The sequence below is a fragment of the Rossellomorea marisflavi genome (genome assembly GCF_022170785.1).
Taxonomy (GTDB): domain Bacteria; phylum Bacillota; class Bacilli; order Bacillales; family Bacillaceae_B; genus Rossellomorea; species Rossellomorea marisflavi_B.
Genome location: NZ_CP081870.1, coordinates 2,780,166 through 2,800,985, shown reverse-complemented (window position 1 = coordinate 2,800,985; position 20,820 = coordinate 2,780,166). Strand labels below are relative to the sequence as shown.

The following is a 20,820-nucleotide window of genomic DNA, read 5'->3' as shown; positions in this document are numbered from 1 at the left end:
ATTTCGTTAGGTGGCAAGTTCAGAGTACGGGTCACAAGCGGTGGTCCACTTCATAGGAATCTCGAAAGGGTGAGGTGCAATATAAACCTCACCTTTTTCTTATGGCGAAATGACCTTGAGAATTTCTGGAAAACAATTGGTTCTTAAATGAGGGAGGGAGTGTGATTATTCTTATAATCGCACTCCCTTTTAGTATGAATGGAGGAGAACAGGAGGGATTACTAGGGCAAAATCATACCTTTACATGTTTTTGCTTTGCTGAAGAAGTTTCGATGCACCTGTTCGTTCCCATTCTTCCACCGTTTTATATGCTTTTTCTGGAGTGTACCCTTTTCCCACAAGGACGCCCATTAAAATGAATTCCTGAAGAATGTGGGTGGCATTTATTCCCCTTTTGACATCTTCCAGCCCTTCATTGACCAGAAAGTTCGTGTGAGTGATCCACTCATCAGGTGTTCGGCCGAAATACACGGCATTATTATTGCTGTTTTCATTCCTGTGTTCTATAGCCATGTCCCTTTCCGGCACAGGAACAGGTAGGTGGTAAGTGGTTGAGGCACTCATGGACGGTCCAGGGCCATAGTAGTGAAGAGGATGGGCGGGATCACCATGATGATGGTACGGTGGATGATATGTTCGTCTTTCTACAGGACCGTTCACATAAGAAGGAATGGACCCGGCATTCCAGGAGTAGACGTGTGTATGGTGGATCCTTTTTGGATCGTAATACATGTTTCTCAATCCCTTCAACGTTTTCGGAATATCCTATGCTATTCGATGGGTGAACGTACTTCATTCCGAAAGGCGGGGTGATCTTGGTTGAATTGGTGGTTCAACGCTTTTAGGAAACCCGGTTTTTATACAATGGCCATACATATATCTCCCGATTCATTCATACCTATGAGATGAAAGGGGGTTCTTTTTTTATGGCAAAAAACTGGCTCCAGGAGATGCGCAAATGGATGACGGAGAAGATGGATCTACCGGAAGATGTCATGATGGACCTACCCCGCATCACAATGATTGGACAAATCCATATTTATATAGAAAACCACAGGGGGCTCCTGACCTTTGCGGATAATGAAGTGAGATTGCTCCTAAAGCAGGGGCAACTTCTGATCAAGGGGGAACAATTTGTGATCAAAATCATCCTTCCTGAGGAAATCCTCTTACAGGGGAAAGTCGTTGAAGTAATCTATTTAGATGAGTAGGAGGAATGGACTTTGAAGAATCAATGGGTCACCTTTATCAATGGAAAGGTCATGGTCAAAATCGAAGGCAGGGTAATGGAGCCTGTCCTCAACGCCTTATTAAAGACGGGGGTCCCAGTGTGGGATGTGAAAAGGAAGACCCCGGAATCCATCACATTCCAGATTGCATTCAGTGATGTACATAAGCTGAGGCATGCTGTGCGACCGTTCGACTGCAGGGTTTCCTTCCTGAAAGGGGAAGGGGGGCCGTTCCTTTTGAAACGGATATGGAAGAACTCGGGTTTCCTCGCGGGAGCCCTCGCTTTCTTCGCCATCATCTTCGTCCTCTCGAATATGATCTGGGGAATCGAGATCAAGGGGGCGTCCCCGGAAGTCGAGCATCAAATGAGGAAAGAATTGAAGTCGCTGGGACTGTCTACTGGTAAAATGCAGTTTACCGTGCCGGATGTGGAAACCATCCAGAGGGAATTATCGTATCGCATGGATAATATCACATGGGTCGGTGTGGACCTTAAGGGGACAACCTTCCACTTCCAAGTAGTGGAGAAGAACGCTCCTGAGCCAGGGGAAGTAACGGGTGCACAGCACCTTGTGGCTAGCAAGAAAGCGGTCATCGTCCGTATGTTCGTCGAAGAGGGCGATCCGAAGGTGGCAGTCACCGATTATGTTGAAAAGGGACAGCTGCTTGTATCCGGCTTGATCGGTACTGAGGATAAACCAAAGGGCGTACCTGCTAAAGGCGAAGTCTTCGGGGAAACTTGGTATAAGACGAGCGTCGATCTGCCCCTCCATTCAACATTTTCCGTCTTTACAGGAAACGAGAAGAGACGTTTCCACGTGGGGATATCCGGGTGGAAGCTTCCTGTATGGGGATTCGGGGATCCGGAATATAAGGAATCCGTAAAAGAAGTGAATACAAAACGGCTCCGCTTTTTGAAGTGGGAAACGCCGATTGCCATAACCGACACTTCCATCAAAGAGAAAGAAGTGGTGGACCGCACATATACAAAAAAACAAGCTCTTGCAGAAGCAAGGAAGCTTGCACGGAACAACCTTCTATCCCAACTTCCGGACGATGCGGAAATAAAGGGAGAAAAAATTTTGCATGAGAAGTTCGAGAATGGTAAAGTTAGGGTAACCATTCACTTTAAGGTAATAGAAAATATTGCAGTAGGACAACCACTCATTCAAGGAGACTAGCGAATGTCAGACGAAATCTTAATGAAATTGCAGCTTGAGAACCCGAATGAAGCCGTCGCGCTCTTTGGGGTATCGGATTCACATTTAAAATTGTTGGAAACGGAACTCAGCGTTTCAATCGTCACCCGGGGAGAGGAGCTTCTCGTATCCGGTAAGGACGAAGAGGTGCGCCTGACGGTCGAAATTGCCGATCAGCTTGTTGCCATTATCCGAAAAGGCATCAACATCAGTTCAAGGGATGTGCTGTATGCCATTGAAATGGGGAAACAAGGGACGCTTGAGTATTTTGCAGACCTTTATCAAGAAGAAATCACAAAGAATGCCAAGGGTAAATCAATCAGGGTCAAGACCCTTGGTCAACGACAATATATCCAAGCAATCAGGAAGAAAGATCTTGTCTTCGGCATCGGCCCTGCCGGTACAGGGAAGACCTATCTCGCAGTAGTCATGGCCGTACATGCCATGAAAAACGGTCAGGTGAAGAAGATCATCCTCACACGGCCAGCGGTGGAAGCCGGAGAAAGCCTCGGCTTCCTGCCTGGTGACCTGAAGGAGAAGGTGGATCCCTATCTGAGGCCGCTCTATGATGCCCTTCACGATGTGCTGGGAGCGGAGCATACTGCCCGCCTCATCGAGAGAGGCACCATCGAGATTGCCCCCCTTGCCTATATGAGGGGGCGGACCCTGGATGATGCCTTTGTCATCCTGGACGAAGCCCAGAATACGACCAAGGCACAGATGAAGATGTTCCTGACTCGATTAGGGTTTGATTCCAAGATGGTCATCACGGGTGACCGTTCCCAGGTAGACCTTCCTCGTGGGAGTGAATCGGGCTTGATTTCGTCGGAAAAGATCCTTAAGGACGTCAGGGGAGTGGAATTCATCTACCTTGAGCAGGCAGATGTGGTCCGCCACCCTCTTGTGGCTAAAATCATCGATGCGTACGAAAAAAACGAACAACAAGGATAATACCAGGATTGATCTCGCGCGTCATGTCGCCATGCGCGGCGAGGATCAATCTTTTTTGTACCCTTTTATACATAGATAAATAAGTAAAAAACTGCTATCATTTTACATATGTATTTCCTGGACCGGCTGTATGTTGCCGGTAACCGTTACAACAGGGGGGTCACTATGCGCACGCACCCGTTATTGAACAAGATAAGAAGCATCCTAAGCTACAGACTATTCACAAATCTGCTATTCATCCTCCTGGGGCTCATCGTCTTCGGGGTCCTATATGGAAATGTAAAACCGAAAACCCTGGATATCCATTTGTATGAAGAAGCACAGACGACCATCAGGGCGCCGAAGAAATTCGTCGATGCCGAAGCGACGGAGAAAAAGAAACAAGAAGCGGAAATGGAGGTCGGGAAGGTGTATACCCCGAAGGAAGGGGCTATCGACAATTCCAATACTCTGGTCCATTCCATGATCGAGAGCGTCAAGGATGTGAAAAAACAATACGAGGAAAAGAACCAGGATGATCTGAAGCCTCCTTCCAAAAAAGAACTGAACGATCAGCTCAATCAGCTGAAAGAGAAGCTGCCGAAGGAAAACGATGCAGCGGATACGCTCAAGGATGATCGATTGTTGACCATGCTCGAAGCATCAGGCGAAGACCTTGACCGCGTCGAAACGGTGGTATCTACCCAGATGCAGGTGATCATGCAGGACCACGTCAAGGAAGAGGACCTGAAGGAAGCACGATTGGAACTCGAACAGCGGATTTCCAAATTTTCATTTAACGGCAATCTCCTTCAGGTGGCCATCGATCTCGGGAACCTGGCCCTCGAGCCAACGGAATATTATGATAAAGAAAAGACGGAAGAACTGAAGAAACAGGCGGTTGCCAATGTCAGCTCCGTGGAAATCATTGAAGGCGGTGTCATCGTAGAAGACGGAGAACTCGTGACGCCGAAAAAATACGAAATCCTGAAGGCGCTCGGGATGGTCGACAACAGTTTCTCTGTTAAACCATTCCTCGGTCTCGCGATCTTTGTGATTGTCATCATCGGGTCATTGTATTACTTCTTCTACACCCTTCAGATCACGGAAGAAAGAAAGCAGAATTATCTGTTGCTCACAAGCATCATTTTCGTCATTTCCCTGCTGATCATGAAGATTGTCGGACTTCTTGAGCAGCTTCAGTTCAATGATATTGCCTACATACTCCCTGCAGCGTTCAGCGGCATGATCCTCAGGATCCTGTTGAACGAGCGAATCGCCATGATGATGGTCTTCATCCTGTCTGCCTGCTCGAGTGTGATTTTCCACCATCCGTTCACGGGTGCAATCGATTTTGAAATCGCCATTTACACCCTGTTCAGCGGAGTTGCAGGGGTATTATTCCTTGTGAGTAAGAATCAACGGTCCAATATCCTCCGTGCCGGTCTTTTTGTTGCGCTGGTGAACGTCTTGGTCCTTGCGTTCCTGATCCTGCTTAGTGGAACATCCTATACGAATACGGAGTATCTCTACTACTTCATATTTGCATTGATCTCAGGAGTGGGTTCATCCATTTTCACAATCGGATTCCTTCCCTTTTTCGAAGCAGGCTTCGGAATCTTGTCTTCCATGCGACTCATGGAGCTCTCGAGACCGACCCAGCCACTTCTGAAGAAGCTGCTGACTGAGGCTCCTGGTACCTATCACCACAGCGTCATGGTGGCCAATCTCGCCGAATCTGCGTGTGAAGCCATCGGAGCCAATGGCCTTCTTGCACGCGTGGGATGCTATTATCACGATGTCGGTAAATCGAAGCGTCCCCAGTTCTTCATCGAAAATCAGATGAACCGGAAAAATCCCCATGACCGGGTATCGCCTGAAACGAGCCGGGATGTTATCATTAGTCATACGACGGACGGAGCAGACATGCTGAGGAAGCATAAGCTTCCTAAAGAGATTATTGATATCGCAGAGCAACACCACGGTACCACCCTGTTGAAATTCTTTTATTATAAGGCGAAGGAACAGGGGAAAGATGTGAAGGAAGAGGAGTATCGTTATCCTGGTCCGAAGCCGCAAACCATCGAGGCGGCGATCATCTCGATCTCAGATAGCGTGGAAGCTGCCGTACGCTCAAAGTCGTCTCCCACACAGGAGGAGATCAAGAACCTGATTCATTCCATCGTCCAGGACAGGCTCCAGGACGGGCAGTTCAATGAATGTGATATTACACTGAAACAACTGGAGCAAGTGAAAAGGGCCCTGTGCGAGACATTGAACGGGATCTTCCATCCAAGGATAGAATACCCGGAAGAACAAGCAAAAGGAGAATGAACATGATCTTGAATATTGATATGATAGATGAAACGGAAGAGATATCGGATAAGGATTCGGAGCTCGTCTTGTCCATCCTGGATTTTGCCGCCGGCAAAGAAGGGATCGAAGAAGGAAGTGAAGTGTCCGTCACCTTCGTGTCCAATGAACGGATCCGTGAAATCAACCGGGATTACCGAGAGAAGGATCAGGCGACGGATGTCATTTCCTTCGCACTCGAAGAGCTTGGAGAGGACGAAGTGGAAATCATCGGGGAAGGGATGCCGCGGATCCTCGGAGACATCGTGATATCTATCGAACGCACGCGTGAGCAGGCAGAAGAATACGGTCATTCTTTCGAAAGGGAACTGGGCTTCCTCGCCCTTCATGGTTTCCTCCATCTGCTTGGATACGACCATATGGAGAAAGAAGACGAAGAGAGGATGTTCCAGAGACAAAGGGATATCCTGGACGCATATGGACTCCAAAGGGGCTAAGGGCGGCTTCAAGAAGCTGATGAGGTCATTCGGCTATGCATCGGAAGGGGTGGTGAGCGCTTGGAAGTCCGAGCAGAACTTCAGAATCCATACATGCATGGGCATGATTGTCCTCGTCATGGCGGCGTTGCTCCACGTGTCAAAAGTGGAATGGATGGTCATCCTCATCTTGATCTTCCTGATGCATTCCCTCGAAATGGTGAATACGGCCATCGAGAAAGCGGTTGACCTTTCGACCCCGGATTATCATCCTCTAGCCAAGTTGGCCAAGGACTTGGGTTCGGGGGCCGTGCTGCTTTTTGCCATCTGTTCCGCCATTATCGGCTTGATCATTTTCATACCGAAAATAGTGGCGATTTTCTAAATCAATGTCCCCTTTTTGGGGACATTTGATTTTCCGGGCTGAAAGCGTTTTAATGGAGGAAGGGAAAAGAGAACAGAAAGAATAAGTTATTTGAATTATCTAACTATTTATTAACAATTTGATAACATCCCATGTCATTTCAGAAAAAGTGTAGTAAAATGAAGGGGTAAGGGAAAAAGGAGAGAATCAAACGAATGAATGTTGAACAAATGATAATAGAAGCAAAGGCAGCAAGAGAACTAGCATACGTCCCTTATAGTCGGTTTCAGGTAGGGGCAGCCCTCCTCACAAAGAACGGGAAGGTCTATCGTGGATGCAACATCGAGAACGCGGCATACAGCATGTGCAATTGCGCTGAGCGGACCGCCTTATTCAAGGCGTACTCAGAAGGCGATAAAGATTTCTCCATGCTTGCCGTCGTAGCGGATACGAAGAGACCGGTCCCTCCATGTGGAGCGTGCCGTCAGGTTATTTCGGAGCTTTGTCCGAAAGACATGCGGGTCGTCCTTACCAATCTGAACGGAGATGTTCAGGAACTGACAGTTGCAGAGTTGTTGCCGGGAGCTTTTTCACCGGAGGATTTACATGAGTAATCAATACAAATCAGGTTTTATTTCCATCATCGGAAGACCGAACGTCGGAAAATCGACATTCTTGAACCGTGTCATCGGCCAGAAAATTGCCATTATGAGCGATAAGCCACAAACGACCCGTAATAAAGTACAGGGAGTTTATACGACCGATGAAGCGCAGATGATCTTCATCGATACACCGGGAATCCATAAACCAAAGCATAAGCTTGGGGATTTCATGGTCAAGATCGCACAGAATACCCTGAAGGAAGTCGATGTGATCCTTTTCATGATCAATGTCGAAGAAGGCCTAGGCAAGGGTGATCACTATATCATCGAGAAGCTCAAAGGAGTCAAGACACCCGTCTTCCTCATTTTGAATAAGATCGATCAGGTTCATCCAGATGAGCTTTTACCGATCATCCAGAAATATAACGAACTGTATCCATTCGCGGCCACCGTGCCGATTTCAGCCCTTGAGGGGAATAATGTCGACCAGCTCCTTGGATTATTGAAGGACCGTCTGCCGGAAGGGCCTCAATTTTATCCAGCCGATCAGATCACGGATCATCCGGAGCGTTTCATCGTATCCGAGCTCATCAGGGAAAAGGTGCTGCATCTGACCCGTGAAGAGATTCCGCACAGCATTGCGGTCGTCATCGACAAGATGGAGAGGAAAGACTCCAATAACCTCATCGACGTCCTTGCCACGATCATCGTCGAACGTGATTCACAGAAGGGGATCGTCATCGGTAAACGCGGAGCCATGCTGAAAGAAGTCGGAAAGAGAGCCAGGATCGATATCGAAAATCTCCTGGGATCGAAGGTTTATCTGGAACTTTGGGTGAAGGTCCAGAAAGATTGGCGCAACCGTGCTTCGAACCTGAAAGATTATGGCTTCAATGATGATGAATATTGATCTCAGGATTAACAATATTTAGAACACATCAAATCTGCGGGAAATGCTCACTCTAATCACATGAAAGGTCTTACTAGCTTAAATCCAGAAAGGTGGGTTTTAAATGTTAGACTTAACCTGGAAGTTCTTTTCGCAAACAGGAAGTATCGACACGTATCTGCTTTTTAAAGAACTCGAAAAAGATTCAAGTGATGAAATAACAGGATTTGATGAGGAGAATTCAGAAGCGGATTTTCCCATAACGTAAACGAGTTTGTCATCACCCGGACAAATGGACGTCGGGAGGTGGCCTTATGCTACAGAAATGTGAAGGAATCGTCATCAGGACGAATGACTACGGCGAAACGAATAAAATCGTTACCGTCTTTTCAAGAGAATTCGGTAAGGTGGGACTGATGGCTCGCGGTGCTAAGAAGCCCAACAGCCGTCTTTCCGCCATATCACAGTTATTTACATATGGCTATTTCATGTACATCAAAGGAAACGGTCTCGGTACCCTCCAGCAGGGGGAGATGGTCGAGTCACTCCGTCATATCCGGGAAGATTTATTCAAAACCTCCTACGCCACATACATGGTGGAGCTGCTCGATAAGGCAACGGAGGACCGGAAGCCGAATCCTTTCCTGTTCGAGCTTCTCCACCAATCCCTGCATTATCTTGATGATGAAGTGGATCCAGAGATCCTCGTCCATATCTTTGAAATGAAGATGCTGCCGGTCTTGGGGCTTTATCCGAACCTCGATGGATGCTCTGTGTGCGGCGAGAAGGAAGGGACCTTCTCCTTTTCATTCCGGGAAAATGGTTTCATCTGCCACCGGTGCGTCCACAAGGACTCCCACGCCCTCCCTTTGAAACAGGGGACGGTCAAGTTACTCAGGGTCTTTTATTACTTTGATATCAACCGGTTGGGGAATGTATCGGTGAAGGATGAAACAAAGGCCGAATTAAAAAAGGTGATCCGGACCTATTACGACGAATACTCCGGTTTGCACTTGAAATCAAGAAGATTTCTGGACCAGATGGACAACCTGAAGGATTTATTCTAGTGTGATGTGAATAGAGTGAGAAGGACCGCCCCCTTTTGCCGGGAGCGGTCCTTTCTTTTGTTGGATTGGATAGAAAAGACCCCCATGCTCAGGCGTGGAGGTCTTGTTTCATTTAGAAGTTAATTTTACCATCCAGGAAGCTTTTTACTTCGCTGATCGGCATGCGAACCTGCTCCATTGTATCACGATCGCGGACCGTCACTTGGCCGTCTTCAGCAGAATCAAAGTCATACGTAATGCAGAACGGCGTACCGATCTCATCTTGGCGACGATAGCGTTTCCCGATGGAAGCCGTCTCATCGAAATCGATCATCAGGTCTTTGGAAAGCTCTTCATACACTTTGAACGCTTCATCCGATAGCTTCTTCGAAAGTGGAAGCACGGCAGCCTTGTATGGTGCAAGTGCAGGATGGAAGCGGAGGACGGTACGGGAGTCGTTTTCAAGCTCCTCTTCTTCGAATGCATCACATAGGAAGGCAAGTGTCACACGGTCTGCTCCGAGGGAAGGCTCGATGCAATAAGGCACATATTTTTCATTGGTTTGCGGGTCCATGTAATGGAAGTCTTCATTCGAATGCTCCATATGGCGCTTCAAATCGAAATCTGTACGGTCAGCCACACCCCACAGTTCGCCCCATCCGAACGGGAATTTGTACTCGATATCGGTTGTTGCGTTACTGTAGTGGGACAGTTCGTCTTCGTCGTGATCGCGAAGGCGCATATTGTCTTCGTTTAGACCAAGGTTCAGCAACCAGTTCTTACAGAATTCGCGCCAGTAAGAGAACCATTCAAGATCTTCACCGGGCTTACAGAAGAATTCAAGCTCCATCTGTTCAAATTCGCGTGTTCTGAACGTGAAGTTACCCGGCGTGATTTCATTTCGGAAGCTCTTACCGATCTGTGCAATACCGAAAGGCATTTTTTTACGCATGGAACGCTGTACGTTCTTGAAGTTGACGAAGATCCCCTGGGCCGTTTCCGGACGAAGGAAGATTTCATTCGTTGAGGATTCAGTTACACCTTGATGCGTTTTGAACATCAAGTTGAACTGACGGATTTCTGTGAAATCCTGCGCTCCACAGTCAGGGCAGACGATTTCATGTTCTTTCATGATCTCTTCCATCTTTTCGAACGGGAGGCCGTCGACGATCATCTCCATCCCTTTTGCTTCAAGGGCATTCTCGATCAATTTATCGGCACGATGACGGGTTTTGCATTTTTTACAATCGATCATCGGATCATTGAAGTTCCCAACGTGGCCGGAAGCTTCCCATGTTTTGGGGTTCATCAGGATGCTGGCATCCAGACCGACATTATAAGGGGATTCCTGAACGAATTTTTTCCACCATGCTTTCTTGATGTTGTTCTTCAGCTCCACGCCAAGGGGACCGTAATCCCATGTGTTGGCAAGGCCACCGTAGATTTCGGATCCTGGGAAGACGAATCCGCGGTGCTTGGCAAGGTTTACTACTTGTTCCATCGACATAATCTGTCACTCCTTTTTTGGATAAGGGTGCCGGCCAATAAAAAAAGCTCGTCTCCAGGCACTATAGGCCTAGGGACGAGCTTTGGCTCGCGGTTCCACCCTAGTTGATATGCAAAAGGCATATCCACTTTCGATTGTATGAGCTCGGGATCGCCGTTTCTCCGCTGTTCCGGGCTTCCACCATCCCCGGTCGCTTAAGGCTGCGGTTACTTATCTATCCGTCATTGCTTACGTTATGAATGTGTTAGCTATTTTATCATGGGATTTTCTTCTTGACAACCATTGTTCGCTCAAAGTGAAAAAGAGTTGATGTTTCCCTGGAAACAGGATACTCTTTTACAGGTCTAATATTCCGATATAGTTTACACATAAAGGGAAAAGATAATACTCTTTTCATTTTGACTCATTAGTATATAATATTTAGTATACAGTATAACATTTTGAAAAAGGGTCGTTAGGTGGTGAAGGAAAATGGAACTGAATAAACGTCAAGAAACGATTTTGCAGATCGTGAAAGATAATGGGCCCATCACGGGAGAACAGATCGCCGACCGACTCAACTTGACCCGTGCCACCCTGAGACCGGATCTGGCCATTCTGACCATGGCGGGTTACCTTGATGCAAGGCCCCGGGTGGGGTATTTCTATACCGGTAAGACGGGAACCCAGCTGCTGACAGAAAACCTGAAGAAAATCTACGTGAAGGATTATCAATCCATTCCTGTGGTCGTGAATGAAAATGTCTCAGTCTATGATGCAATCGTGACGATGTTCCTCGAAGATGTGGGGACACTGTTCGTAGTTGATGCGAATTCCTATCTGGTCGGGGTCCTCTCCCGGAAGGATCTTCTAAGGGCAAGCATCGGAAAGCAGGAATTGAGTACGCTTCCGGTGAATATCATCATGACGAGGATGCCGAATATCACGACATGCGAGAAGGATGATCCGTTGATCGGCGTCGCGAAGGATTTGATCCATAAGCAGATCGACTCCGTCCCTGTTGTCCGGAAAACGGATAATGGAGATCTTGAAGTAACAGGGCGGATTACAAAGACGAATGTCACAAAGGCGTTCGTTGCACTGGCAGATGAATATTAACAGGTGGTGAATGATCGTGAAAGAACCGATTATCTATGTGGTATCAGACTCCGTCGGGGAAACGGCCGAACTAGTGACCAAGGCAGCCATCAGCCAGTTCGATGGTTCTAAGAATACGGTCATTAAACGCTTCCCGTATATCGAAGAATTGGAAAATATCGATGAAGTAATCTCCCTTGCAAAACTGACGAAAGGGCTGATCGTCTATACCCTTGTGAAACCTGAAATGCGCGCCTATATCAAGGCGAAGGCGAAGGTGGAAGACCTCCATGCGTTCGATATCATCGGACCCCTCATGGATACATATCAATCGTCATATCAAAAGGAACCGCTGTTTGAACCGGGTACGGTCCGGAAACTGGACGACGATTATTTCAAAAAAGTCGAGGCCATCGAATTTGCCGTGAAGTATGATGATGGAAGGGACCCAAGGGGCCTTCTCAGGGCGGATATCGTTTTGGTGGGCGTATCAAGGACATCCAAGACGCCATTATCACAATATCTGGCACTCAAACGTTATAAGGTGGCAAATGTCCCCCTTGTGCCTGAAGTCGATCCCCCCGAGGAGCTTTTTAAGGTTCCTCCAGAAAAATGCTTCGGGCTGAAGATCAGTCCGGACAAACTGAATACGATCCGAAGGGAACGGTTGAAATCCCTCGGATTGAACGACCAGGCAAGCTATGCAAACATTAAAAGAATCGAAGAAGAACTTACATACTTCGAAGCGATCACCGGACGCATCGGTTGTCATGTCATCGACGTGACGAATAAAGCCGTTGAAGAGACGGCCAATGTCATCACGAATATCTATCAGAAATCCTGAGTGTTTTTACCCGGACCATCATGATCGTGGTGGTCCGGTTTTTCTGTGCTTGGGGACTTCAACCTAAAGTGGAGAAGCAAGAAGGTGGAATCGTGAAGAGAATGAGTTTTATGGGTGGTCAAATAGCCGGGGATATACTATAATAAAAAATTGTGATAAAAATATTTAAAATAGGTTTAGACTAAACTCTTAAGGAATAAACTAATTATTGTGATATGTCAAGTCCTGAAGAGGGTTTTTTTCGACAAATTCTTCCTTGATCCCAAGGAAAGTTATCCGGGAGAGAAGGATTACATGGAGTGATGTAGAATAGTTAGGTATGACCCATATCATCCTTGTGTATTCGTGGATGCTGATGCTTGTCCTGTCAAGGAGGAAATCAGCCGGATTTCAAGAAGATACGGATTCGGGGTTGTATTCGTCGCTTCCCATGCCCACCGGAAAAGTGAGCCTGAAGCAGGTGAATGGATCTATGTTGATAGTTCTAAGGAATCAGCCGATCTGTACATCATGAATCACGTCCGATCTTCCGATGTGCTCGTCACCCAGGATATAGGGCTTGCCAGTCTTGTCCTGCCCAAGCACGTTTATGCACTGTCCCCCAGGGGAAAAGCATACAGGGAAGAAACGATTGCCACGGCCCTCGATTACAGGTATCTTGCCGCTAAGGAACGTAGAAAAGGGAAGTATGGAAAAGGTCCCAAGGCATTTACCCAATCAGACCGGGAAACTTTTTCCGCAAACTTCGAGAATTTATTGTCGCAAATTGCAGGAGATTGATAAAATTTATCGAATCAACTTATGAGGGACATTTATAAAACAGGTGATGAATAGTGTCAGAAAGAATCCCTGAAGAGAAGCTGAATAAAATTTTATCATCCACGGACATCGTGGATGTTGTAAGCGACTATGTGCAACTGAAGAAACAGGGTCGAAACTATTTTGGGCTCTGCCCATTTCATGGAGAGAACACTCCATCTTTTTCTGTTTCACCTGATAAACAAATCTTCCATTGCTTCGGCTGCGGTGCGGGGGGTAACGCCTTTACATTCCTTATGGATGTAGACGGCATGTCCTTCCAGGAAGCAGCTCAAAAGCTTGGTGAGAAGGTTGGAGAGGAAATTGACGTCACGCCTTCCACCCCGAATGTAGATCATGCTCAACTTGAAGACGAGAAGAGGATGATCGAGGCCCATGAACTTTTGAGTAAATTTTACCATCATTTGCTCCTTAATACAAAAGAGGGTCAGGATGCACTGGAATATTTGCTTGCCAGGGGGTTCACAACCGAAAGCATCCGGAAGTTCAAAATCGGTTGGTCGCTTCCCAATTGGGATTTCACAGTCAAGTTTCTGGAAAAGAGGGGATATCCCCTCGAACTCATGGAAGAGGCCGGGCTCCTGGTCAGAAGGGAAAGGGACCAATCCTTCCTGGACCGGTTCAGGGGCAGGATCATGTTTCCCATCCAGAACCCCAAAGGAGACACGGTCGCCTTTTCGGGACGGAGCCTCCAAAAAGGCGATGAACCGAAATACTTGAACAGTCCGGAGACGAAAATCTTCAATAAGAGTAAAATCCTCTATCATTACCATGGTGCTCGGGCCTCAATCAGGCGGAAACAGCAGGCGATCCTCTTTGAAGGGTTTGCAGACGTCATTTCCGCAAACGAGGCGGAAGTCGAGAATGGGATCGCCACAATGGGGACCTCCTTGACCGAGCAACAGATCGGACTGATCAAACGACTCACGGATACCGTCGTGATTTGTTATGACGGCGACTCTGCGGGGATCGAAGCCGCGTTCAGGGCAGGAAATCTCCTGACGAACCACGGCATGAATATCCGCATCGCCGCCATTCCGGAGCAGCTCGACCCCGATGACTACATCTCCACCTATGGATCCGAAAAGTTTCAGCAGGATGTAATAGGGGCGGCTCTGACATTCATGGCGTTCAAACTCCGCTATTACAAGCTGAATAAAAACCTGAATGATGAAGGAGATCGGCTCGCCTATATCGAAGAGGTACTCAAGGAAATCGTCGGCTTGAGCAGTGCCGTTGAAAAAGACTTCTATCTGAGAAACCTCGCCGATGAGTTTGATCTATCGCTGGATGCCCTGCAGCAGCAGATGGGGCAGACAGGAGCACCCCGGTCAAAGAAGGTACAACAAAGCCCCGCACCCGTGGCTGCTCCCTTCAACCGGAAGTCACAGCTCCTTCCTGCATATCAAAATGCCGAAAGGCGCTTAATCGCCCATATGATGAGGGACCCCAACATTGCGTATAAGGTTCAGGATTGGCTTGCAGGTGTCAGTCTCAACGTAGATGAGCACCAGGCGATCATCACCTATCTTCTCGGGTATTATGAAGAAGGCCTGCCACCAGGCGCCCGCGGATTCATTGGCTATCTGAGCGATGAGCGTTTGAGGCGGGTGGTGACGGAGATCGAAATGATGTCCATCAGCGAAGAATGCACCGATGATGAACTGATGGATTATGTGAAACAGGTCTTAAAACATCAAAAGATGTTGAAGATAAAGGAAAAAGAACAGGAAAGAAAAGAAGCTGAGAGAAGAAATGATTATCGCAAGGAAGTAGAGATTGCGATGGAAATCTTACAGCTGCGTAAGTCTTTATAGTTTTGCCAGGAAGTTGGAAGGAGGGGAACACATGGCTGAAAAGTCCGCGCGTTCCAAACAAATAGCGTCTGAATTGACCGTTGATCAGGTGAAAGAATTTTTAGTGAATCAGGGTAAGAAGAGAGGTGTCCTCACGTATGAGGATATCGCCGATAAACTATCGGGCTTCGAATTGGACTCTGATCAAATGGATGAATTTTACGAGCACTTAGGTGAACAAAGCATCGAAATCATCAAAGAAAGTGATGAAGATGACGATCCGAGTGCCCCTGAATTGGCAAAGGAAGAGGAAGAGGAAGAGGAATTCAATCTGAATGACCTCAGTGTCCCTCCCGGCGTCAAAATAAATGATCCGGTCCGTATGTATCTGAAAGAAATCGGAAGGGTCGACCTGCTATCAGCAGAAGAAGAAATCAATCTTGCCGAAAGAATCGAAGAAGGGGACGAAGAGGCGAAGCGCCGCCTTGCAGAAGCCAACCTTCGACTTGTGGTCAGTATTGCGAAGCGTTATGTCGGTCGGGGTATGTTATTCCTTGATTTGATCCAGGAAGGGAATATGGGCCTTATTAAAGCGGTTGAGAAATTTGATTACCGCAAGGGGTTCAAATTCAGTACGTACGCCACTTGGTGGATCCGTCAGGCCATCACCCGTGCCATCGCTGACCAGGCCAGGACGATCCGTATCCCTGTCCATATGGTGGAGACCATCAATAAACTGATTCGTGTCCAACGCCAGCTTCTTCAAGATCTCGGTCGGGAGCCCGCGCCTGAAGAAATAGCAGAAGAAATGGACCTTACACCGGAAAAAGTAAGGGAAATCCTGAAAATTGCCCAAGAACCTGTTTCATTGGAAACACCGATCGGGGAAGAGGATGATTCACATCTCGGCGACTTCATTGAGGATGCAGAAGCACAGTCACCATCAGAGCATGCTGCTTACGAACTTTTGAAGGAACAGCTCGAGGATGTACTCGATACCTTGACAGACCGTGAAGAAAACGTTCTGCGTCTTCGCTTTGGACTTGATGACGGAAGGACCCGTACCTTGGAAGAAGTCGGAAAAGTTTTCGGTGTTACCAGGGAACGGATTCGACAGATCGAAGCGAAAGCTCTGCGCAAACTACGCCATCCAAGCAGAAGCAAACGTTTGAAAGATTTCCTCGAATAGGAACCAGAACCGTCTCGCGTACGCCGAGGCGGTTTTTTTTTCGGCAAAAAAGGAATTTCGACAGGCTGTGACGAAGTTTATACATATACTTGATAGGTTAGGCAGTGATTGGAATCAAACAACAGGATAAAGAAACAACAATCATCATAAACGAAATCAAACGGTGGAAAGAAAGTAGCATGCTTCCGGAGCACTACTGTGACTACCTTCTCAACCTTTACACCAAAGGGGAAAGTGAAAGCGTTTCCTCTCGGGGGTACACACATCTTGCAGCATCGGCCCTGACTCTCGGCCTCACCGTATTTGTCATTTATTTTACTGAAATGTCACCGCTTTTGCAAACAGCGATTTTGGCAGTATTTGTCGTTTTCCTTGTGGTCATGGCAATTCATTATAGCAAAAAAGGAATCCCTACCCTTTTTGTGTATGTGGTTGCAGCTCTCATCCTTCTTTTTATGACGGTTCACATCGTGGATGCATTTTTTGAAGGGAAGAGAGGCGTCCTGATACCGCTCCTATATTTGCATTGTTTTGTATGGTCGGTTACGGGTTTCGGGCGCAAAATCCTTCCATTTTCCATCGGAGGGACTCTGGGAGCGATCCTGTTGACTATTTATATTGTAATATAACTACAGAAAATTATAAAGTTTTTTAAAGTTGAGAAAATTCATTTAATCCTTTTATAATGGAAATGATAGCGCATACATTTCTGCTTTTGGCAGGAAGCCAGACAGATAAGGGGGATGGAAATGAATTTTGATTTGACACAGGAACAGGCAATGATCAAAAAAACCATTAAAGAGTTTGCAGATGAAGAGGTGGCGCCGGGTGCCCTTGACAGGGACCGGGCCAAGGAATTCCCTGCTGACGTTTTTAAAAAATTGGCGGACCTCGGACTGATGGGTCTTCCGTTTTCAGAAGAATACGGCGGAGCCGGGGCGGATACGGTCAGCTTTGCCATCGTGACAGAAGAATTGAGCCGGGCATGCGCATCGACAGGAATCACGTACTCTGCCCACATTTCCCTGGGAGGAGCACCGATCTCCATGTTCGGTACGGAAGAGCAGAAGGAGAAATATCTGACGCCGATTTGTACGGGCGAGAGCTTCGGAGCTTTCGGGCTGACCGAACCGAATGCGGGATCAGACGCTGGTGGAACCCAGACGACGGCAGTGGAGCAAGGGGACCGCTGGGTAATCAATGGGAATAAGTGTTACATCACAAATGCCAGCTATGCGAACCATCTGGCTCTGACTGCTATCACCGGTAAAAAGGACGGCAACAAGGAAATCAGCGCAATCATCGTACCGACAGATGCCAAAGGCTTCAAGGTGATTGATAATTATGAAAAGATGGGGCTGCACGCCTCGAACACCACTGAACTTGTGCTGGAAGATGTGGAGGTTCCTGCGGAGAACCTCCTTGGTAAGCGAGGAGAGGGCTTCAAGCAGTTCCTGGTCACTCTTGACGGCGGAAGGATCGGGATCGGTGCCATGGCTGTGGGGGTGGCTCAGGCAGCCTTTGATAAGGCCCTGCAATATGCCAAAGAGCGAAAGCAGTTCGGAAAGACGCTCTCCCAGTTCCAAGTGACCCAGTTCAAGCTGGCCGACATGGCAATGAAGATCGAATTGGCCCGGAACATGGTGCACAAGGCAGCGTGGCTGAAGGATCAGGGCAGACCATTTTCCAAGGAAGCGTCCATGTGCAAGCTCTATGCATCCGAAATCAGTATGGAAGTGGCCGATGAAGCGATCCAGATCCACGGAGGATATGGGTATATGAGGGAGTATCATGTGGAGAGGTACCTTCGCGATGCGAAGCTCCTCGAAATCGGCGAAGGAACGTCGGAAGTCCAGCGCATGGTGATCTCAAGGCTGATTGGATGTCACTGATGCCCGGGGACCCTTGGTAACGGGTCCCTTATTTTGGGAAAACAACTGGAAATGAGAGAGATTCATGTTAGCGATACCAAATCAGAACAGGATGATAGTCCTGTGAAACGGATTGCTTTTGTGTCAATAATGAAAACGGTTAAGAGAATTCGACGTAAAATCGAACATAATGTGTCTAAATTGTGAGAAAGATGGAAAAGTTAATTCGTAGGACTTTTACTTTCCCTGTTTTTACAGTAAAATATAAATTGTTAAATAGGGTACTATTTGGATGGTATACATACGAAGGAGGGTTAAGCCATGAATCGCAATCCAATCATTCCGTTCATTCTCATTATGGCACTTGGTATCGGACTTGTTTTCTTCTTATCTCTTGAAGGATTGAATAATGCTGAAGAGAAGGCTGACAAGGCAAAGGAAGAAGAAAAAGGCGGAGAGCAGGCTTCAAGCGGTGAATTCGATCCTGAAGCACACTACAAGGAAAACTGTATGAGCTGTCACGGTGGCGACTATGAAGGCGGAGCTGGACCTGCATTGAAAGGAACGGATCTTTCCAAAGATCAAATCAAGGAAACGATCAAGAATGGTAAAGGCATCATGCCGGCAGGACTTGTGGAAGATGAGAATCTTGATGCCATGGCAGACTGGATCTTGTCACTCAAATAATAGGGAAAGCTTCTTTGCCTGATGGGCAGGGGGCTTTTTTTATGCCTGGAAATTGGGTAGAATGGTATCGAAGCGGAAAAATCCTTCCCGGTACAGGGAAGGGAAGAATGAATCCAGATTGATAAGGTGAAATGATGAATAGCGAAAAATTATCCAAACGACTGGAGACAGTTGTATCCTACATACCAAAAGACAGTACCATTGCAGATATCGGGTCGGATCATGCCTATCTCCCATGTTATGCGATCCAGACAGGAATTGCGGCTTCGGCCATCGCCGGTGAAGTCGTGAAGGGACCATTCGAATCAGCTCTGAAACAGGTCAAACTGAATGCCCTCGAAAACAGGGTGGATGTCAGACTGGGAGATGGCCTTGATGTGCTCCGTCCAGGAGAAGTGGAATGCATCACCATTGCTGGCATGGGTGGGCCCCTGATTGCCTCCATTCTCGAGAAGGGTAAGGCTAAAGTAGAAAATGCACGACTCATCCTACAGCCGAATATCAGCGCCGTGTCCATCCGTGAATGGCTGATGGATAATGGCTGGTCCCTTCTGAGAGAGGAGATCTTGGAAGAGGACGGTAAGATCTATGAAGTTCTCGTAGCGGAAAAAGGAGATCCGAAGGCAGGATATACAAGCGGAAATCTTGAAGCAGAGCTCCTCATGGGTCCGTTACTAAGTACTGAACGCAGTGCGCCGTTCAGAAAGAAATGGACACATGAAATGACCCAGTGGAAGGTGATCTTGAAAAACATGGAACAGGCTGAGGAAACTCCAGCACTCGAGGAGCGCAGAAATGATTTACTTGTAAAAATCAAACTGGTAGAGGAGGTTCTGAATCGATGAAAACACCAAATGGTCATGAGATCATTCAGCTATTTGAACAATTTTCACCGAAGCATCTTGCAGAGGAGGGCGATCCGATCGGACTTCAGATCGGCAAGCTGAATGAAAAGGTGGAAAATGTCATGGTGACCCTGGACGTTCTTGAAAATGTGGTGGATGAAGCGATCAAGAATAATGTGAAGCTGATCATCGCCCATCACCCTCCGCTGTTCAGGTCCCTTAAATCAATCCATACCGATACCTATCAGGGGAGAATGATTGAAAAACTCATCAAACATGATATTGCCGTTTATGCTGCCCATACCAACCTTGATGTGGCGGAAGGTGGAGTGAACGATCTGCTCGCTGATGCCCTTGGACTGGTTGAGCCATCCGTCCTTGTACCGACGTACTCCGAAGAGCTCAGGAAATTGGTGGTCTTTGTACCGCAAGAGCACGGTGAACGCCTCCGCGGGGCCCTGGCCAAAGCGGGAGCGGGGAATATCGGTGCCTACTCCGATTGCAGCTTCACTACAAGAGGAGAAGGCAGATTCTTGCCGGGGGAAGGAACCGACCCTTACCTAGGGGAACAGGGTAGCCTGGAAGTAGCAGAGGAAGAAAGAATTGAGACAGTTTTTCCTGCTTCTTTGGAGGGCAGGGTACTGAAAGCCATGCTCACCAATCATCCTTATGAAGAAGTGGCCTATGATATCTATACATTGGAGAACAAAGCGCCCGCTATGGGTCTCGGCAGGATCGGAAGGTTACCTGAGGGCACGACCCTGAAAGAATTTGCCCTGCGGGTCAAAGCGGTCTTCGGGATGGATGGTGTCAAAGTGACCGGTGACCTTGAGGCGCCCGTGAACAAAGTGGCGATCCTCGGTGGCGACGGGAATAAATTCATCCATGCTGCCAAGCGACAAGGAGCAGACGTTTTCATTTCGGGTGACATCTACTATCATACAGCCCACGATGCCATGATGCTTGGCTTGAACGTCATTGATGCGGGACATCATATCGAAAAAATCATGAAGGACGGCGTGGCCCGGCACTTGGCCAAGACGTGCGCGGAAAAAGGATATGTCGTGAATATCTTTCCTTCTACCTCTAACACGAATCCATTTACGTTCATGTAAAAAAAAGCCTTGTTTGCACTC

Annotated in this window: 21 protein-coding genes and 1 pseudogene; 20 read left to right on the top strand and 2 right to left on the bottom strand. The window is 47.5% G+C overall.

Annotation, left to right across the window (positions count from 1 at the left end; translation table 11 throughout):
• Nucleotides 1–240: 240 nt before the first annotated feature.
• A pseudogene (locus tag K6T23_RS14710) lies at nt 241–471 on the bottom strand (cupin domain-containing protein); the annotation flags it as partial.
• Nucleotides 472–926: 455 nt separating this feature from the next.
• Between K6T23_RS14710 and yqfC the strand changes: the two are divergent.
• The 10 genes from yqfC (at nt 927) to recO (ending at nt 9,070) form a co-directional block, all read left to right on the top strand.
• Nucleotides 927–1,211: a sporulation protein YqfC gene (gene yqfC / locus K6T23_RS14705; protein ID WP_056535282.1), complete on the top strand. Its 285-nt coding sequence runs from the start codon at nt 927–929 to the stop codon at nt 1,209–1,211.
• 12 nt (nt 1,212–1,223) lie between these two features.
• Complete coding sequence (yqfD, locus tag K6T23_RS14700; protein WP_238281531.1) at nt 1,224–2,411, top strand: sporulation protein YqfD; 1,188 nt, start codon at nt 1,224–1,226, stop codon at nt 2,409–2,411.
• 3 nt (nt 2,412–2,414) lie between these two features.
• Nucleotides 2,415–3,380, top strand: coding sequence for a PhoH family protein (locus K6T23_RS14695; protein WP_148984574.1), 966 nt, complete (start codon nt 2,415–2,417; stop codon nt 3,378–3,380).
• 165 nt (nt 3,381–3,545) lie between these two features.
• On the top strand, nt 3,546–5,693 hold the full coding sequence (locus K6T23_RS14690; RefSeq protein ID WP_238281529.1) for an HD family phosphohydrolase: 2,148 nt from the start codon (nt 3,546–3,548) through the stop codon (nt 5,691–5,693).
• Nucleotides 5,694–5,695: 2 nt separating this feature from the next.
• Entirely contained in the window at nt 5,696–6,169 is a 474-nt protein-coding gene (ybeY, locus tag K6T23_RS14685; protein ID WP_053426529.1) for an rRNA maturation RNase YbeY, read from the top strand.
• Entirely contained in the window at nt 6,150–6,533 is a 384-nt protein-coding gene (locus K6T23_RS14680) for a diacylglycerol kinase family protein (protein ID WP_053426530.1), read from the top strand. The genes ybeY and K6T23_RS14680 overlap by 20 nt, the downstream gene beginning before the upstream one ends.
• 194 nt (nt 6,534–6,727) lie before the next feature.
• A complete protein-coding gene (locus tag K6T23_RS14675) occupies nt 6,728–7,126 on the top strand; it encodes a cytidine deaminase (protein ID WP_056535292.1) in 399 nt (132 codons plus the stop codon).
• The gene (gene era, locus K6T23_RS14670) at nt 7,119–8,024 is read left to right on the top strand and encodes a GTPase Era (protein ID WP_048016263.1); all 906 of its coding nucleotides are present in this window, start codon (nt 7,119–7,121) and stop codon (nt 8,022–8,024) included. Before K6T23_RS14675 ends, era begins: the two co-directional genes overlap by 8 nt.
• Nucleotides 8,025–8,127: 103 nt before the next feature.
• Complete coding sequence (locus K6T23_RS14665; protein WP_079516415.1) at nt 8,128–8,271, top strand: YqzL family protein; 144 nt, start codon at nt 8,128–8,130, stop codon at nt 8,269–8,271.
• Nucleotides 8,272–8,317: 46 nt separating this feature from the next.
• Nucleotides 8,318–9,070, top strand: coding sequence for a DNA repair protein RecO (gene recO / locus K6T23_RS14660; protein WP_056535293.1), 753 nt, complete (start codon nt 8,318–8,320; stop codon nt 9,068–9,070).
• Nucleotides 9,071–9,182: 112 nt separating this feature from the next.
• Here the strand turns inward: recO and K6T23_RS14655 are convergent, their stop codons facing one another.
• Nucleotides 9,183–10,559 carry a glycine--tRNA ligase gene (locus K6T23_RS14655; RefSeq protein WP_156450624.1) on the bottom strand — a complete coding sequence of 459 codons (1,377 nt, stop codon included), beginning with the start codon at nt 10,557–10,559 and terminating at the stop codon, nt 9,183–9,185.
• Between the two features lie 468 nt (nt 10,560–11,027).
• Between K6T23_RS14655 and ccpN the strand changes: the two genes are divergently transcribed.
• The 10 genes from ccpN to K6T23_RS14605 all read left to right on the top strand — a co-directional run bounded on the left by ccpN (nt 11,028) and on the right by K6T23_RS14605 (nt 20,799).
• Complete coding sequence (gene ccpN / locus K6T23_RS14650; RefSeq protein ID WP_048006125.1) at nt 11,028–11,654, top strand: transcriptional regulator CcpN; 627 nt, start codon at nt 11,028–11,030, stop codon at nt 11,652–11,654.
• Between the two features lie 10 nt (nt 11,655–11,664).
• Nucleotides 11,665–12,477 (top strand): pyruvate, water dikinase regulatory protein, encoded by an 813-nt coding sequence (locus K6T23_RS14645; protein WP_179125838.1) that lies wholly within the window; start codon nt 11,665–11,667, stop codon nt 12,475–12,477.
• A 345-nt stretch (nt 12,478–12,822) separates the two neighbouring features.
• The gene (locus K6T23_RS14640) at nt 12,823–13,257 is read left to right on the top strand and encodes a YaiI/YqxD family protein (RefSeq protein ID WP_079516412.1); all 435 of its coding nucleotides are present in this window, start codon (nt 12,823–12,825) and stop codon (nt 13,255–13,257) included.
• A gap of 53 nt (nt 13,258–13,310) precedes the next feature.
• Nucleotides 13,311–15,113: a DNA primase gene (gene dnaG / locus K6T23_RS14635; protein ID WP_053426536.1), complete on the top strand. Its 1,803-nt coding sequence runs from the start codon at nt 13,311–13,313 to the stop codon at nt 15,111–15,113.
• 31 nt (nt 15,114–15,144) lie between these two features.
• On the top strand, nt 15,145–16,281 hold the full coding sequence (rpoD, locus tag K6T23_RS14630) for an RNA polymerase sigma factor RpoD (RefSeq protein ID WP_238281527.1): 1,137 nt from the start codon (nt 15,145–15,147) through the stop codon (nt 16,279–16,281).
• A 104-nt stretch (nt 16,282–16,385) separates the two neighbouring features.
• Nucleotides 16,386–16,910 (top strand): hypothetical protein, encoded by a 525-nt coding sequence (locus K6T23_RS14625; protein ID WP_238281525.1) that lies wholly within the window; start codon nt 16,386–16,388, stop codon nt 16,908–16,910.
• A 120-nt stretch (nt 16,911–17,030) separates the two neighbouring features.
• Nucleotides 17,031–18,173, top strand: a complete 1,143-nt coding sequence (locus K6T23_RS14620) for an acyl-CoA dehydrogenase family protein (RefSeq protein WP_053426538.1) — start codon at nt 17,031–17,033, stop codon at nt 18,171–18,173.
• 300 nt (nt 18,174–18,473) lie between these two features.
• Nucleotides 18,474–18,839, top strand: a complete 366-nt coding sequence (gene cccA, locus K6T23_RS14615; protein ID WP_053426539.1) for a cytochrome c550 — start codon at nt 18,474–18,476, stop codon at nt 18,837–18,839.
• Between the two features lie 134 nt (nt 18,840–18,973).
• Entirely contained in the window at nt 18,974–19,684 is a 711-nt protein-coding gene (locus K6T23_RS14610) for a tRNA (adenine(22)-N(1))-methyltransferase (RefSeq protein ID WP_238284445.1), read from the top strand.
• On the top strand, nt 19,681–20,799 hold the full coding sequence (locus tag K6T23_RS14605; protein ID WP_238281523.1) for a Nif3-like dinuclear metal center hexameric protein: 1,119 nt from the start codon (nt 19,681–19,683) through the stop codon (nt 20,797–20,799). Before K6T23_RS14610 ends, K6T23_RS14605 begins: the two co-directional genes overlap by 4 nt.
• Nucleotides 20,800–20,820: the final 21 nt, after the last annotated feature.